Below are 15,519 nucleotides of genomic sequence, written 5' to 3' on the forward strand. Positions count from 1 at the left end.
TCCCACTCGTTAAAATAATTGCCGGTCTCTTCCATACAAGCCGCCGTTAAGGCTGAAAAAGACTATTCTTCTCTTGTTTTCTGCGTAATCCGGAAAATAACGAACTCAGCCGGCTTCACCGGCGCTACGCCGATCACGCAAATCAGCCTTCCGTTATCGATATCATCCTGCGTCATCGTACTGCGTCCGATATTGATGTAGAACGCTTCGTTCGCACTTGTGCCGAGGAGCGCTCCGTCTCTCCATACACGCGTCAGGAACGCATCAATGGTACGCTGTACGCGAGCCCACAGCTGCTCGTCGTTCGGCTCGAATACAACCCAGTTGGTGCCGTTCTTGATGGACTCCTCCAGGAAAATAAACAAGCGTCTCACGTTGACATACTTCCAGAGTGTATTGGAGGAAGTCGTCCGTGCACCCCATACGCGAATGCCTTGTCCGGCAAAATAACGAATCAGGTTAACACCCTTCGGATTCAAAATATCCTGCTCGCCTTTGTTATACTGGCAATCTAGGCCTACCGCACCGCGCACGACTTCGTTCGCAGGCGCCTTTTGCACACCACGGCTGTTGTCCGAGCGTGCATAAATACCGGCAACGGAACCGGACGGCGGGATGAAAATATTGCGTTTATCCAACGGATCGAATACCTGAAGCCAAGGGTTGTACATCGCTGCATAGCTGCTGTCGAAAATATTGCGGTGCGTCATCACGTCCGCTACCTTTGTTTTGTCACGCGGAATATCCAGAATCGCAAACCGGCTGCCCAGGTTTTCGCAATGGGCCACCAGGGCCAGCTGCACATTCGGATCGGTTACACCCGGGATCGCCATGATGCTGACGACATCGTTGTCGATAAACGACTGGATCCCTGTTCTTTTGCCGGGACCGCGGTCTTGCCCCATATAGTCTGCAGCCGACAGATTCGCCAAAGAGCCGTCGCTGCCGCCGGACAGAGCGATCTGGAACTTGCCCGTTTCTTCTTTGGCACCGGAAATGACCTCGAACGGAGGTACCGATCCCAGGTCGCCGGATGTGACATCCTGTACCTTCACGATGTTGGAACGGGATACAATTTTGGAAATATGGTTAGCCGCCGAAACGTTCAGCGACACCTTCTCGTACGTCTCCGCTTCGTCCCCATAAAATACGTGCAGCGTGACTTCACAAGTCGTCAGCACTTTGACAGGCAAAAGGTTGTTGTCGATCACATCCTCTTCGCCTTCCAACGCCTCGGACAATTCAATAATGTTGTCTTGGGACGATACGATTTTGCTGTACTGCTTCACGCCGTCCGCTTCGAAAGCAACGACGTCGCCTACGTTAAAGCCGGCGTTATTTTTCACGCGATACTGCCTGTCTCCCACAATCTCATAGATTTGGGTTTTGGCTTTGCTCGAAGGTACGACCGTCAAGCGAATTTGGTTGCCCCACGTGCCCGGGTTTTTCGCTTCAATCGCCAGAACGGACGACTCGACATTGCCTTCCGCCTGATTCGCAGCCGGCTTCGCATCCGTCGGGGCTACACGCATAATGTAGCAGCGGGAGCCGCCATTCAGGAAGAAATGCTCCACCCCATAGGCCAAGAAACGGTATTCGCCAAAAGCGTTCTCCGACAAATATCCGCCGTACAGACGATTGAAATCGGCTACACTCGTTACAAGCTGGGGAACCCCCTCAATCTCACCTCTTTGCGCCAAACCGATAAATCCGGCGGTGCTGGTGCTCGCACCCTCCAGCGGTTGTGCACCGCTATCAAACTCTTCCACATACACTCCAGGCGATAAATACTCAGCCATTGTTTCCCGGTTCGTTATGCTGGGCCGCTCTGTACAGAGCGAATGACGCCCACATCCTTAATCCGGTTCTCTCCTTTCTGCTTGGGGGTTTTGTAGGTGTAGCCTTGAACTTAAGAAGGACCTGATGTTTATGTATACAAGAAGTTGCTGCCATGATGTCATATGATGATACTGCCGGAAAGGACGGTCTTGCCTTCCTCCAGCACCACCTCCTTCAATACGGAGTCTGTCTGCAGCGCATCAGCCCTGCGCAATCGAAGCTGGGCTGTAAACTGCTTCAAGCCTATGCCGGAAAAAGCAATAACCGCCTCTCCCCGAGCTGTCGTACGGGTCTGTACTACCGGTAGCAAATAAGCCCCTCTGGTATATGTATGCTGTAAAGGATGGGCAAGCTGAACCCTGCGGCCGTGTTCGGTAACCCCCGCAATTTGCACTTGTTCCTCGAATGCTTTAGCGGAACGGCTGCGGACCCAATAGCGGTCGGTTACCCGAATCGAGCCGCTTATCGCTCCAAGCACAAGCTCCGTCGAGCCTGCTTCCTGCTGGTCCTGTGCAATACGTGCCCTGACGGCATCCTCTTGCGTAACGGTCGCCTCAACCCATGCATCCGGGACGGGACGTCGCTGCCCATCTTGAGCAGACACCCTGAGCAGTGTAGCTCCCCCGCGAAAAGGATACGACGGCAGCGGCAAAAGACCGACATGCTCAATCGTGCTGGAGGAATGAACCTCAATGTCCCTTGTCTCCGGGAAATAATGCTCGGATGCAATATGAAGACGGTACGACCCTTCCTGCAGATTCCCGAACACAAAAAAACCATCCGCTTTGGCTATCGGCTTGGCGGGAACCCCCTCCAGCCAGACAGTGATTCCGCTGAAGTAAGCTGTATCTCCGGAGAAAGCGGAATGCAGACTTACAACCAGCGACACGCGGGATTTCAACTGCGCTACTCGAATGAATGTCACTTCGAGTCCTCCTAACCCTGAATGCGAAAATCACGTTCCAATACTCTCTTGGTGGTCTTAATCCGAGTGGAATCGATAGAGACGGGCCCTACTGTATAGCTGAGTGTAAGTCTGTATGGGGTATCTGCGAAATTCCACATTTGCAGCATACTGGTGCCGGGTGCATTGTCCAATACAATCCGTACCTCCTCATCCCTCTCAGCTAGGGTGCCTACGGTCATAGAGCCTCGAAGAATGGAATGGTCGTACAGTACCTGCATCGCACGTCCCAGAATCCGGTGCTCGTCAAGAGCCCTCGATTGAAGCTCCGCCGGCGACTGGACCGTCAGCAGGTAGCCGAGTTCGACCGCCATCGGCGGGTACTGAAGCTCGCCTACGCCCCGGGATACCATCTGGTTACGCCGGTTGTCTCCGCTTTCGCGGATACTGTACAGAAACAGCGAAAGGTACAGGTCCCCTTTGTCAACGGGGGAAGCCAGGCCTATCAGCTCCGGCTGCGGAATCGGGTCCGGTGTCATTTGATCGCGGAGCAGTTTGACGAGTGAAGCGCTGACATCCGCAATGACCGTATAATCGCCCATAGGTCCCTCCTGCCATGAATAGGGCTTCTCACCCTTTTTGTCGGAATTTGCCTCTTTATCTATTATAAATCCTATAAGTTCACATGACTATAAGATTATTTCAATAAAGCTGACATGGGGCGAAGCCATTTTCTATCAAATGGCGGCACGAAAAGCCCTTGCTGCCGATTTCTTTACTTAAATTTTAGAAATCGTCCAAGTCCTTGCTTGCAATGATCTTCCCTGACTTCTGCAGCTCATGCTTGACGGACTGGAGGATGTGGCGCATACCGATCCGCTCATGGCGTGATGCCGCCAAAAAGGCGGCCGTGAGCGCTACGTTTTTGATATTGCCTCCGGCGATCTCGTACTTCCGACCCAAATATTTAAAATCGACATCGTCCGCAAGCGGAGCTTCCGGAGGAAACTGGGACCGCCATAGACTTTCACGATAAACCGCATCCGGAAAAGGATATTTGATAATATAGTTAATCCGGCGAAGAAACGCCTCATCCATGTTTTGCAGCAGATTTGTCGCGAGGATAGAGATTCCTTGGTACTCCTCCATTTTTTGCAGCAAATAGGCGGTTTCAATGTTTGCATACTTATCGTGCGAATCCTTGACTTCGGACCTTTTTCCGAATAAGGCATCCGTCTCATCGAAGAACAATACCGCCTGGCTCGACTCCGCCTCATCGAAAATCTCGTGCAGGTTTTTTTCCGTTTCCCCGATGTACTTGCTGATCACCTGCGACAGATCGATCTTATACAGCTCCAGCTCGAGCTCCTTGGCTACGACCTGGGCGGACATCGTCTTCCCTGTACCCGGCGGCCCTGCAAAAAGCATGCTGAGCCCCTTGCCATAGGCCAGCTTCCGGTCGAAGCCCCACGTCCCGTACACCAGCGTCCTGTACTTCACCTGATTGCAGGCGCTGCGCAGCTGCTCCTTTTGCTCGTCCGGCAGCACCACGTCATCCCAGCCATAACGCGGTACGATCCGGGTCGCTTTACGCTCCAGCTTATGCTGTACCTGGCTGTAGCATGCCTCAATCAGCGCGCCACGGCTTATCGCCCGGGGAGATCCGGCAGCTCCGCCTTCCTCGCCGAGATTCGTCGCATCGTTCCAAGAAGACCGCTCTACTGCCAGCTGCAGGGAGCGACGGATCTGCCCCGGGGTAAAGCGAAACTTTCCGCCCATGGACGTCCAGTCCGCATCGGATGTCACCCGCATCTCCGCTGCAAAATCTCGCCACAGCGCTTCCCGCTGCCGATCATCCGGTACGGACAGCTCCGTATCGAGCCATATCCGGCTCGGCGATGCTCCCTGGAGCCGCAGGCTTCGATCCCCGATCAGGAACAACCAGCCGGGATATTGCTCTATGATTTGAAAAAATGCAGCGGCTCGCTGTTTCGCAGCAGCTCCTGTATCCGCGTCCTCCGGGTACAGCACCTCTACCCGGCAAAAGCCAAGCGCCGCTTGGTGAAGCAGCGCTTCCCGAACCAGCTCCTGCAGCCGTCGCGCAAAATCGGCATCCGATGATACGGATGCCATGAGCTGCGACAGGTCGGCCAGCAGCAGTGGCTTCCCCAGCGTCTTGCAGGCGTGCTTGGCCTGCAGCTTTTTGCCTGCGCCCGGTTTACCCCACAGGTAAAAGCCCGGTCGAGTTGACACATCCCCTTGCCAGCGTTCGCTCCGCTGCCCCTGCTCTTGCAGCCCCGGCAGCGGCTCTTTCCCTTTATCGTGCCCCTGGGGCAGCTTGCTCCCGCGGTCTGCCTCTTTCTCTTGCATTCTCCCTTGCTCTTGTACTTGGTCCTGCTTCTGCGCACTCCATGGCTCTGCCTCTTGCGCATATCCCTGCTTCAGCCCCGCTGACTGCCGGAGATACGCTTGCAGCCGATCCTGTACCTCTTGGTGCACCCTGAGCGTCGGCAGCGTCTCATCGGGATAGTGCATGCTTGCCACAGGCTTAAGCCCCTCGTCGAAAGCACCGGAATCCAGCAGAAACATCGCCATTCGGCGATCCAATGCGACCGGCCGGGACAGCATGGAACGGCCGGCCGGTTCGGACTCCTCTCGCGGAAAGAAATACCGGGACAGCTTGCCGGTCGGAGCAAAGGCCATCCTGGCCGATCTGTGCTCCTCCGGGGTACGGCACACCAGTTGGAGCACGAGGCTGATATTCGGAAGCTTGGCCGTCAAATCATCCTGAAGAAAGCCAAAAATCCGTTCATATTTGCGGTCAAGCTCCACGGCCGCTGCCACCATAACGATCCGCTGCTCCACCCTGCTTAGCCCGAAAACAGAAGCCAAATAGGGCAGCGGCAGAAACACATTGTCCATCTTGCTGGCTGCTAGCCGCTGTTCCAGCTCCGTCTCCACCGCCTCCAGCTCCTGCCGGATCGCCTCCAGCCGATTGCGGCTTGGCTCCGCCGGCTCCAACCCGCCGGCCAGACGCAGAAATTCATCCTCCGAGACGAACATGCCCCGGTATGCATCCGTCTGCGGATCCGGCGTTAACTCTTGGCGGCGCAAATAAAGGCGCTGGAGCTGCAGGTCGATCCTGGCCAGCTCATCGGCGTAATGCTCCCACACATGCGAATAAGGGCGGCTGCGCTTCTTCTCCCCCGACACCGCAGGGGTTTTCTGTGGTTTATCCCCCATGCTTCTCAACTTCCTCCCGTTGCAAGGTTTTGATTCTATATTTTTGAAAATCATAAAGGTGTTGTTAAATTTTCTATCCTAATATTCGACAAATCCACCGCATATCCTTGGTTTTCCATCCATTACTTGCTGTAAGCCGTGTATTCACAGGAATGGGTTCCATCATTTTACTTTTGTATGATAGTATGAAGGGACAATCTATCGTATTTGTACAGGTGAGAGGAGTCTGTTTATGAGGGGTTATGAGAAGCAGTCCACCGGCCTTAAGCCTTATTCGACTGCAACGAATCCATCCAAGGTTGAAGAACCGTTAGCTCATTCATCCGTTCCGAATTTGATTGACCCCATGGGCCGCATAAGTTCCAGTTCACCCTTGCCCGTCCACATGCCAACAATGCTCCAACTTCAGCGTTCAATAGGAAATCAAGCCGTTCAGCAGCTGCTTCAACCCGAATCCAGGGTCAACCAAGAGCGGGTGCAGCCTCTCCGTGACATTCACACATCCGGATTTCTGACAAGTGAGACCCCCATTCAGCGTCAGCTGTGGAAAGCGGAGCTTAGAGGCAGGGGCAGCAATAGAAAAATAATGCTTAAGGCCCACGGCCGATGGTTAGATCAAGATACCGTAAAGCCTGAAGGGTATCTAACCGTTGAAGAAGCACTTGAATCGTCTGCCTTCCAGCCGGATCGGACACTTCAAGCGGGGGAAATATTTGACGACGAAACCGGCGAAATTACAACCGTAGCGGAGCAGGAGACAACAAGACAAGTCGGCCGAGCCAAAACTGCCAAGAAAAAACGGGAGGAGGCCAAGCGTAAAAAGGATATCAGCACCGGCGAAGGCTTCCGCAGCAAACGGCTGCAGAAAAACGCGAGGAAGGAATATGACAAGAAGCGCGCGCTGGAGGAAGCTCAGGAGGATACCGGATTGTACCACATCGGGGGCGACACCGATACGGAGCAGTTCGAGGACGAAGGGCTGCATCAGGCTACCATTGACCGGATCGAGAATTTGCACGTCACTCAAACCGATCTGATGCAGGATTCACAGGGTAAAGAAGAGCTGGCGTGGTTTAAACTGAATGAGACCTACCGGGAAGATATTCAGAAAGCTTATGAAGCGGCTTTAAAGAATACCGATCAGATTTACCATTCCGCAGAGGATCGTCCCGTTTATACGGCATCGCGCCTTGAAGGGTCTAATCCGCAAAAGCGCCCTGCACTCAAGGAGGATACAGTACATACCGGAATTAGCGGGCCTATTGATGACTTGAGCCATTCGATTCCATGGGCCCAAGTCCCTTCCCATTTGCGGCACGCGGACGAGGGAGGAGTGAACCACCCCAAAAACATTCCTTACGAGAACTATGTCACCAACCAAGTCGTCAACACGGCCATAGAGAGAGTCGCGCAAACATATCTCGACGAGAAAAAAGATGTCGTCAAAGTCGTCTGCCGCTTGTGGAAGGATGATCATGTCGATAGAACGATTCATGTTTATTACATCGAAGGCTACTCGTACCCGTTAGTATTCGCGACACGCAACCTGGGAAATAAAAAACCGAAACGGTATAAGCGGGGCTTCGATAACGAGTTCGAATCTAAATAAACACAAAGACCAGCCCGCAGAGGACTGGTCTTTATTTTTTGCAATATTAGGCGTTAACCAAGATGGACAACGTTGTTTGTTGGTCGAAGAAATGCGCTTTGTTCATATCCAAAGCCAATTTCACGTTCGTACCTTCTTTGAATCCAGCGCGGCCGTCAACACGAGCAACCATGCTGTTTTTGCCGATACCGTTCAGGTACAAGAACATTTCGTGACCCAAGTTCTCGGAAACCTCGATATGTGCGTTAACTACAGTGTTAGGGGAAGCTTCCAGGAATACTGGCTCTTCATGGAAATCTTCAGGACGAATGCCCAAAACAACTTCTTTGCCAACATATCCGCCAGCGCGAAGAGCTTTCGCTTTGCCTTCTGGAATTTCAACATTAACATTGTCTGTTTTGAAGTACAGGCTGCCACCTTGCTCTGCCAAAGAACCTGTAACAAAGTTCATGGAAGGGGAACCGATAAAGCCTGCAACGAACATGTTTGTTGGGAAGTTGTAGATTTCTTCTGGTGTAGCGGCTTGTTGAATAATCCCTTTATCCATAACAACGATACGATCGCCCATTGTCATCGCTTCTGTTTGGTCATGCGTTACGTAGATGATTGTAGTTTCCAGACGTTTGTGCAGTTTGCTGATCTCAGCACGCATCTGTACGCGTAATTTAGCATCCAAGTTGGACAACGGCTCATCCATCAAGAAAACTTGAGGCTCACGAACGATCGCACGGCCCAAGGCAACACGTTGACGCTGACCACCGGAAAGAGCTTTTGGCTTACGATCCAGCAAGTGAGTGATGTCCAAAATTTTCGCAGCTTCGCGAACGCGAGCGTCGATGTCGGCTTTTTTGAACTTACGAAGCTTCAAACCGAAAGCCATGTTTTGATAAACGTTCATGTGTGGATACAAAGCGTAGGATTGGAAAACCATCGCGATATCGCGGTCTTTCGGTGCTACGTCGTTCACCAGGCGATCGCCGATGTAAAGTTCACCTTCAGTGATTTCTTCCAACCCTGCAATCATACGGAGAGTAGTGGACTTCCCGCAACCGGACGCGCCTACAAGAACCAAAAACTCTTTATCTTTGATTTCAAGATGAAAATCTTTCACCGTTGCTTCTTCAGCACCTGCATATCTTTTAACAACATGGTTTAAACGTACACCTGCCATGGTTCAATTCCCCCTACGAGTTAGTATCGGTTATGTATTTATCTTACCTTACCGACTCCATTGTGACTATGCACAATCTTCACAAAAAAATCACTTTCTTTTCGTTACTTTGTACAATAGCAAAGCAATCTTAACCAATACCGCATCATTGAACGTCCGAACATCAAGCGCCGTCTCCTGTTTGAACTTGTCCAACCGATACAACAGCGTGTTCCGGTGAATGTACAGCTTCTTCGCGGTTTCGCTTACATTGCAGTCCAGCTGGAAAAAATGCTCGAGCGTCGTCATGGTCTCGGCGTCCAGCGCAACATCCAGCCGTTTGAGCACACGCTCCAGGAAGCTTGTCTTCTCTGCCTCCGGAATCAGGTTGATCAGCTTCTCCAGCTGCAGCATCCACGGCAAATGCACATTGCTGCCGATATGATAGGTGCGGCCGAGCATCATCGTTTCCCTCAGCTGCATGACGGTAGCATATAACGACTTGGCCGGCATCGTTGGGTAATGAATAGCCAAATGGCTTTCACCTACCCATTCGCTCTCCAGCATTTCATGCAAGCCGTAGCCGATGGCGGCCAGAGTGTCCTCCAGACTTTCTTCATCTCCATAATCGCGGTCATCCGTCGAGTCAATGGACAGCATTTTTTCCGAGCCAAGCAGCAGCCATTCCTTGTCCATCAATGGAATCAGGATCACTTCCGCATCGAAAAATGATTCCAGCAGCTTCTTCAGCTCCTGATAGCTGACGCGCCGCGACGGCGAATAATCCCCATACAGCAGCAGCGGAATTTTCGTAGCATACAGCGACAGCTGGGATACGAGTGAATCCGGCATCTCCGCGTGGGTTAAGCCCAGCTCCTGCTGCTGCTTGAACCAGTCGCGCACCATCGCGGCTTTGCGCTCTTCCTCGCTGATGGCGGCGGCAGCCGGCTTTTTCTCCTGGAAGCGCCGGGCCTCCAGCATCATTTCCACTAGCTGCCGCTCCGCCTCGGTCATTTCGCTTCGCTCTACCGTCATTACCAGAGCGTCTTGCCCCTCCTTATGAGCTAAAAACACCCATTGCTCGTCCTTGCAAAAGCTTTTGGGCGGCGTACCTTTATCCTTAGCCGCTTTATCCGCATCGCGAAGCCACTGCTCCCACGTCCATTTCAACAACTTTACAGGTCCTTTAAAGATTTGCTCCAGCTGCTGTCTAAGCGGTTCCCAATCCATACCCGAGCTCCCATCGTCATATAATTATATATCTATGTGGATGTGAAGAAATAATAGTTACATGAGACACCTGTGCGGGCGCCTTATTTCATCATAGCAAAAAATACCTAGCCATACTACTTGATTACGAGAATGTCCACTTTCCGCCCGGTGCATTGCCCTCATTCTTTGTCGTTGCTCAGGCATATTTTCGTAGCGTTAGGAAATAATTGAACTGATCTGCATTTTAAAAATCCACTGAAGGAGGAGGGCTGGACTATATACCCTCTACCCTATGGCCGGGGAACCGTTTCATTCCGACTCCCACCCTCCCAGCCATGCAATCTGATTACATACCGAATGGAACCAAACAAATCGGAAGACGCTTCAACCGAGCCCTTTGACGTCATCCGGCAAGCATTGGACCGGCCTGTAGGCACCCCGGCTCTTAAAGAGCTTGCTTTGAACAAACAATCTGCTGTCATTCTGATTAGCGACGGCACCCGGCTTTGCCCAAGCGAGCTGCTGCTGCCCCCGCTGCTTCAAGAGCTGAACCAAGGCGGGATTCCCGATCAGGCTATCGATATCGTCATTGCTTTGGGCTTGCACCGAATGCATACCCGAGAAGAAATGATTCGGCTTGTCGGGGAAGAAGTGTTCGCGCGTGTCCGGGTACATAATCATTCCTCAGATGCAGAGGACTGTATTCGACTGGGACTCACCTCTGCGGGAACACCTGTCGAGATCAATCGTACCGTTGTCGACGCGGATCTTCGAATTGTCACGGGCAACATTGAGCCACATGCGCTTGCCGGCATTTCAGGAGGCGTCAAGGCCCTTGTGCCCGGGACTGCATCCAAACGATGCATCGAGCATAACCACAGCCTTTCTCTCGATGACAATGCGGGGATCGGCTCCGCCGGGAACCGCGTCCATCGGGATATGGAAGAAGCGCTTCAGTTCATTTCCGTTGATTTTCTGCTAAATGTCATTGTCAATCATAAGCGTGAAATTTTAGAGGCCGTGGCCGGGCATGTAATTGACTCTCATCGTACAGGGATACAGCGGGCTGCTGAGCGGTTCATGGTTCCAGTCGATCCAGCATACGACATTACCATCGTTTCACCCGGGGGCCATCCGAAGGATATGCACATGTACCAGGCTGTCAAAGCATTGCGCAATGCCTCGGCCATAACCAAGAGCGGGGGAACAATCCTCATGGCTGCCGAGTGCAAGGAAATGTACGGCAACGGCCTGTTTCAATTTTGGGTAGAAACGATGAAAGACCGTAAAAGGACCGCGGCCAAGCTGGATAGGGAGTTTGTTCTTGGGCCCCACAAGATCGCTCATTTGGAAGAAGTATTCCGCCGTCAGAAGGTTTATCTGCTCTCCGAAATACCGGAGCCTGTAGTGAGACTGCTCGGCTTTGAGCCCATGGCTGATCTGAATTCGACCTTGGATCAAGTTTTATCACAAGCTCACGGCACGCAATCCATGGCTTGCATGCCATTTGGTTCCTTAACGTTTCCGTTGCTGCCATGAACGGGTTAAATTTAACCATTTTTCTAGTAGGAGGCAACAAACCATGCATTGGACAGGCTGGACATTGGAAAGGGTCCTTATTTTGTTCGTAGGCGTAGCCTTTTTAGCTGTTGGAGCCCAAGTTACGCTATCGCATTACCGGCAAAATTTCCATCATCGGGCCATGTGGTACCCCGTTGTTTCCGCACCCGTCTTCGCAGTTACAGCCGCTGCCCTGGCTAGCGTTCGCGCAGAATGGCTGCTGCAGCTGTTTCACTTGTTCATGTGGGCAGGTACGTTTATCGGCGCTGTCGGCTTTTATTTTCACTTTCATGGAGTAGGCATCCGTGTGGGAGGCTGGACGATGCGAAACTTTCTCGTTGGACCTCCCGTTATTTTGCCTGTTCTTTTTATCGCGATTAGTGCTTTAGGGTTAATAGCCGTGTATTGGAGGTAGGTTTCGTGAGCAAAGAAAGCCATTACCCTACGTATGACGTTATGAATGCGCAGCATGCATGGGATGATCATACACGAAAAATCGTCAATGAGCGGCTGCATACCGGCGGGGATTATTCGTATCTAACTGTGCTCGAGGCCGAAATGCTTCGCTCCTGGTGCAGTCTGTTGGTCGATGACGACCGCGCCGAGATCATTCAGTTCATCATTGAACACCTCGACCGGCAGCTTGCCTCCGGACTCGAAAGCCAAAGAAAACCCGGCTTGCCTCCGGCTCCAGCCTTGGTTCGCTTAGGACTGGATGCTCTTGGAGGCTCATGCCAACGGCTGTATACAGATCATTTCTTCCATCTCGAACGGGAACGGCAATTGCAAATCATGCAAGCGATCAGCACCGGGGATGGATTACCCTATGAGGCGTGGAAGCATGTACCTCAGCAGCCCTTTTTTCAAAAACTGCTGACCTTAACCCTCGAAGCTTACTACTCTCATCCTAGGACCTGGTCTGAAATCGGTTACGGAGGACCTGCTTATCCGAGAGGGTACGTACGGATGCATCCTGGACAGCTGGACCCTTGGGAGGCGAAGCCAAAATATGAAGAAGCGTAAATACGAGGGAGAGACCGTTGACGTTGTCATCGTAGGGGCCGGAGCGGCAGGCGGGGTCCTGGCCAAGGAGCTCAGTACGGCAGGCATGCGTGTCGTCGTGCTCGATGCCGGTCCCTTGCTCGATCCGCAAAAGGATTTCGCCAGCGACGAAGTATCGATGCAGCGGCTGGGCTGGCAGGACACCCGGTTCGTGGACGGAGCCGACCCGCTGGACATGGGTCACAACAACTCGGGACGCGGTGTCGGTGGCGGTACCGTCCATTTTACAGGCGTATTCCTTCGCTTTCACGAAACCGATTTCCGGGCCCGTTCCATTGACGGAGTCGCGGACGATTGGCCGATTGGCTACAGCGATCTTGCTCCTTACTATGATAAGGTGGAAAAAGAAATTGCCGTATCCGGGCCCAAATATTTCCCTTGGGGAAGCTTTCATGGCCCCTATCCGTACCCTGAACGCGACCCCTTGAGCCCGAATGCCCATCTGTTTCAAAAAGGCTGCGAGGAGCTCGGCATTCAAACGGCTGTGACGCCGCTTGCGATTTTATCGGCTCCCTTCGATAATCGCCCCCCGTGTATAAACCGGGGATTTTGTAATCAGGGCTGTATGCCTAATGCTAAATTCAGCACGCTGATTGTCCATATTCCGAAGGCTGTCCAAGCAGGAGCAGAGCTGCTTCCGGATTGCATGGTGACACAGATTATGATGGGCCCGGATGGTAAAGCGAGCGGTGTCACCTTTGTCCACGACGGGCAAACCTATGAGCAGCGGGCACGCATCGTTATCGTATCCGCTTATGTCGTAGAGACGCCCCGACTGCTGCTGAACTCTGCAAACACGCTCTTTCCCGAAGGGCTGGCCAACAGCAGCGGCTGGGTAGGCAAAGGCTTTATGACCCATAGCAGTCACGATGTATATGCCAAATTTCCGGAGGAAGTGCGGCTGTACAAAGGCACACCCGTACTAGCCACTACACAAGATTTTTACAGCACGGCGCCGGAGCGCAATTTTGTCCGAGGCTATACCCTGCATGCCCATGGAGCAAGGCCTGTCGGCTTTGCAACGGGTTTGTCCAAATCAGCAAAACAACCGCTTTGGGGCTCCTCCCTGCGGAACAAGATGCTGGATTACAACTACTACGGGCGCATTACCATGGTAGGCGAAGTGCTGCCGGATCCAAATAACCGGATTTCGCTGACGGACGAAATGGACGAATACGGGGTACCGAGAGCCAAGGTTACCTTCAGCTATGGGGCCAATGACCAGAAGGTCATTAGTCACGCCGTAGAGCAAATGAAGGCTATTCTTACCGCAGCCGGCGGCCAGCCGGATTTCGTTGTCCCCGACACAGCCCATCTCATGGGCGGCTGCCGGATGGGTGATGACCCGTCCGCTTCTGTGGTCAACTCCTACGGCCAAACGCACGATATTCCGAATCTGTTTATTTGTGATGCGAGCATCTTCGTCACGTCGGGCGCGGGCAATCCAACCAATACAGTAATGGCTCTAGCAATGCGTACTGCCGATTACATAAAGGAGAAAGCCGCTCGGATGGAACTATAGCCTGCATTCCTATACAATAGTCTTATACAAAGCTTGCACCATCGTGAATCTTCCGAAGGACAAGCTCAAGGAGGTCATACGAAACCATGGCTATTGTAGAATTGACTATTATCCCTATCGGCACCTCAACGCCCAGCCTGAGTCAATATGTCGCGGATATTCAGCAGGTGCTGGAGCAGTCTCCGGAGCCGATTCATTATCAGCTTACTGCGATGAGCACAATCATTGAGGGCGATCTAAAAGATCTGCTGACCATCGTACATCGGCTGCACGAGGTCCCCTTTGCGCATGGCGCACAGCGGGTCTCTACCTCAATCAAAATCGATGATCGGCGCGACATGAAAGGCTCCATCGAACAGAAGCTGAAATCCGTCGAAGCCAAAATGAGCCGATAATAGCTGCACAGCTCTTGAAGCAAAAAGACCTAACGTCTGGGATCGTTTCCCCTCGTTAGGTCATTGTTTTTGGATATATCTTTTCCAATAGGATCATTAGCAAAACGAAAAAGAGACCCCGAAAGGTCTCCTTTCTTTTCATGATGAGTCATGTAGGATTCGAACCTACGACACCCTGATTAAAAGTCAGGTGCTCTACCAACTGAGCTAATGACTCAAGTGACTGGTGGAGGCTGATGGATTCGAACCACCGAACTCGATGAGAGCAGATTTACAGTCTGCCGTGTTTAGCCACTTCACTAAGCCTCCATATATATCTTGGCTTATTTCTAATGCTTCTATGCAGCTAAGCCAAAATCAATGGTGGCTCGGGACGGAATCGAACCGCCGACACGAGGATTTTCAGTCCTCTGCTCTACCGACTGAGCTACCGAGCCATATTGTGCTTGTCCCTGTATTTGTAATGGCGGAGCCGACGGGATTCGAACCCGCGGTCTCCTGCGTGACAGGCAGGCATGTTAGGCCTCTACACCACGGCTCCGCATTAAACAAACATGGTGCCGTCGAGAGGACTTGAACCCCCAACCTACTGATTACAAGTCAGTTGCTCTACCAATTGAGCTACAACGGCATATTATAAAAAATATTATGGTGGAGGCTGACGGGATCGAACCGCCGACCCTCTGCTTGTAAGGCAGATGCTCTCCCAGCTGAGCTAAGCCTCCATGCTTGAGTGAACACAAGTCGAATCATATCACATTGTGTCATACTTATGCAAGGAAAAATATTATAGCGGCAGAGGGGATCGAACCCCCGACCTTACGGGTATGAACCGTACGCTCTAGCCAGCTGAGCTACGCCGCCACATTATAATGTAGATAAACTACGGAGAGAGAGGGATTCGAACCCTCGCACCACTTACGCAGTCTAACCCCTTAGCAGAGGGTCCCCTTATAGCCACTTGGGTATCTCTCCATGGATTCAAGAACCATGTATATTGTTCCTTGAAAACTAGATACGAAA

At 52.3% G+C, this 15,519-nt stretch carries 12 protein-coding genes and 8 tRNA genes; 6 read left to right on the top strand and 14 right to left on the bottom strand.

Annotation, left to right across the window (positions count from 1 at the left end):
* Nucleotides 1–62: 62 nt before the first annotated feature.
* The 4 genes from CF651_RS17690 to CF651_RS17705 all read right to left on the bottom strand — a co-directional run bounded on the left by CF651_RS17690 (nt 63) and on the right by CF651_RS17705 (nt 5,986).
* Complete coding sequence (locus CF651_RS17690) at nt 63–1,769, bottom strand: phage tail sheath subtilisin-like domain-containing protein (RefSeq protein ID WP_245856011.1); 1,707 nt, start codon at nt 1,767–1,769, stop codon at nt 63–65.
* Nucleotides 1,770–1,957: 188 nt separating this feature from the next.
* Nucleotides 1,958–2,764 (bottom strand): hypothetical protein, encoded by an 807-nt coding sequence (locus CF651_RS17695; protein WP_094016203.1) that lies wholly within the window; start codon nt 2,762–2,764, stop codon nt 1,958–1,960.
* Nucleotides 2,765–2,775: 11 nt separating this feature from the next.
* Entirely contained in the window at nt 2,776–3,345 is a 570-nt protein-coding gene (locus CF651_RS17700) for a Pvc16 family protein (RefSeq protein ID WP_094016204.1), read from the bottom strand.
* A 184-nt stretch (nt 3,346–3,529) separates the two neighbouring features.
* Nucleotides 3,530–5,986 carry an AAA family ATPase gene (locus CF651_RS17705; RefSeq protein ID WP_179232860.1) on the bottom strand — a complete coding sequence of 819 codons (2,457 nt, stop codon included), beginning with the start codon at nt 5,984–5,986 and terminating at the stop codon, nt 3,530–3,532.
* Between the two features lie 232 nt (nt 5,987–6,218).
* Here CF651_RS17705 and CF651_RS17710 point away from each other — a divergent pair, with 232 nt between their 5' ends.
* The gene (locus tag CF651_RS17710) at nt 6,219–7,595 is read left to right on the top strand and encodes a hypothetical protein (protein WP_094016206.1); all 1,377 of its coding nucleotides are present in this window, start codon (nt 6,219–6,221) and stop codon (nt 7,593–7,595) included.
* A gap of 46 nt (nt 7,596–7,641) precedes the next feature.
* On the opposite strand, the gene CF651_RS17715 is transcribed toward CF651_RS17710, so the two are convergent.
* Nucleotides 7,642–8,766, bottom strand: a complete 1,125-nt coding sequence (locus CF651_RS17715) for an ABC transporter ATP-binding protein (RefSeq protein WP_094016207.1) — start codon at nt 8,764–8,766, stop codon at nt 7,642–7,644.
* Nucleotides 8,767–8,856: 90 nt separating this feature from the next.
* Nucleotides 8,857–9,975 carry a PucR family transcriptional regulator gene (locus tag CF651_RS17720; protein WP_094016208.1) on the bottom strand — a complete coding sequence of 373 codons (1,119 nt, stop codon included), beginning with the start codon at nt 9,973–9,975 and terminating at the stop codon, nt 8,857–8,859.
* Nucleotides 9,976–10,233: 258 nt separating this feature from the next.
* On the opposite strand from CF651_RS17720, the gene CF651_RS17725 reads away from it, so the two are divergent.
* The 5 genes from CF651_RS17725 (at nt 10,234) to CF651_RS17745 (ending at nt 14,496) form a co-directional block, all read left to right on the top strand.
* On the top strand, nt 10,234–11,496 hold the full coding sequence (locus tag CF651_RS17725) for a nickel-dependent lactate racemase family protein (protein ID WP_094016209.1): 1,263 nt from the start codon (nt 10,234–10,236) through the stop codon (nt 11,494–11,496).
* Nucleotides 11,497–11,539: 43 nt separating this feature from the next.
* Nucleotides 11,540–11,932, top strand: a complete 393-nt coding sequence (locus CF651_RS17730; RefSeq protein ID WP_094016210.1) for a hypothetical protein — start codon at nt 11,540–11,542, stop codon at nt 11,930–11,932.
* Nucleotides 11,933–11,937: 5 nt separating this feature from the next.
* Nucleotides 11,938–12,540 carry a gluconate 2-dehydrogenase subunit 3 family protein gene (locus CF651_RS17735; RefSeq protein WP_094016211.1) on the top strand — a complete coding sequence of 201 codons (603 nt, stop codon included), beginning with the start codon at nt 11,938–11,940 and terminating at the stop codon, nt 12,538–12,540.
* Nucleotides 12,527–14,101 carry a GMC family oxidoreductase gene (locus CF651_RS17740; RefSeq protein WP_094016212.1) on the top strand — a complete coding sequence of 525 codons (1,575 nt, stop codon included), beginning with the start codon at nt 12,527–12,529 and terminating at the stop codon, nt 14,099–14,101. Before CF651_RS17735 ends, CF651_RS17740 begins: the two co-directional genes overlap by 14 nt.
* A gap of 86 nt (nt 14,102–14,187) precedes the next feature.
* Nucleotides 14,188–14,496: an MTH1187 family thiamine-binding protein gene (locus CF651_RS17745; RefSeq protein WP_094016213.1), complete on the top strand. Its 309-nt coding sequence runs from the start codon at nt 14,188–14,190 to the stop codon at nt 14,494–14,496.
* Nucleotides 14,497–14,640: 144 nt separating this feature from the next.
* Here the strand turns inward: CF651_RS17745 and CF651_RS17750 are convergent.
* The 8 genes from CF651_RS17750 to CF651_RS17785 form a co-directional block, all read right to left on the bottom strand.
* A tRNA-Lys gene (locus CF651_RS17750) sits at nt 14,641–14,713 on the bottom strand.
* Nucleotides 14,714–14,720: 7 nt separating this feature from the next.
* Nucleotides 14,721–14,805: transfer RNA gene (locus CF651_RS17755), tRNA-Tyr, on the bottom strand.
* A gap of 52 nt (nt 14,806–14,857) precedes the next feature.
* Nucleotides 14,858–14,933 (bottom strand) — tRNA-Phe (locus CF651_RS17760).
* 27 nt (nt 14,934–14,960) lie between these two features.
* Nucleotides 14,961–15,037: transfer RNA gene (locus tag CF651_RS17765), tRNA-Asp, on the bottom strand.
* 14 nt (nt 15,038–15,051) lie between these two features.
* Nucleotides 15,052–15,127 (bottom strand) — tRNA-Thr (locus tag CF651_RS17770).
* 18 nt (nt 15,128–15,145) lie between these two features.
* Nucleotides 15,146–15,221 (bottom strand) — tRNA-Val (locus CF651_RS17775).
* A 65-nt stretch (nt 15,222–15,286) separates the two neighbouring features.
* A tRNA-Met gene (locus tag CF651_RS17780) sits at nt 15,287–15,360 on the bottom strand.
* 22 nt (nt 15,361–15,382) lie between these two features.
* Nucleotides 15,383–15,471 (bottom strand) — tRNA-Ser (locus CF651_RS17785).
* Nucleotides 15,472–15,519: the final 48 nt, after the last annotated feature.

Source organism: Paenibacillus rigui (assembly GCF_002234615.1).
GTDB classification, from domain to species: Bacteria; Bacillota; Bacilli; order Paenibacillales; family NBRC-103111; genus Paenibacillus_S; species Paenibacillus_S rigui.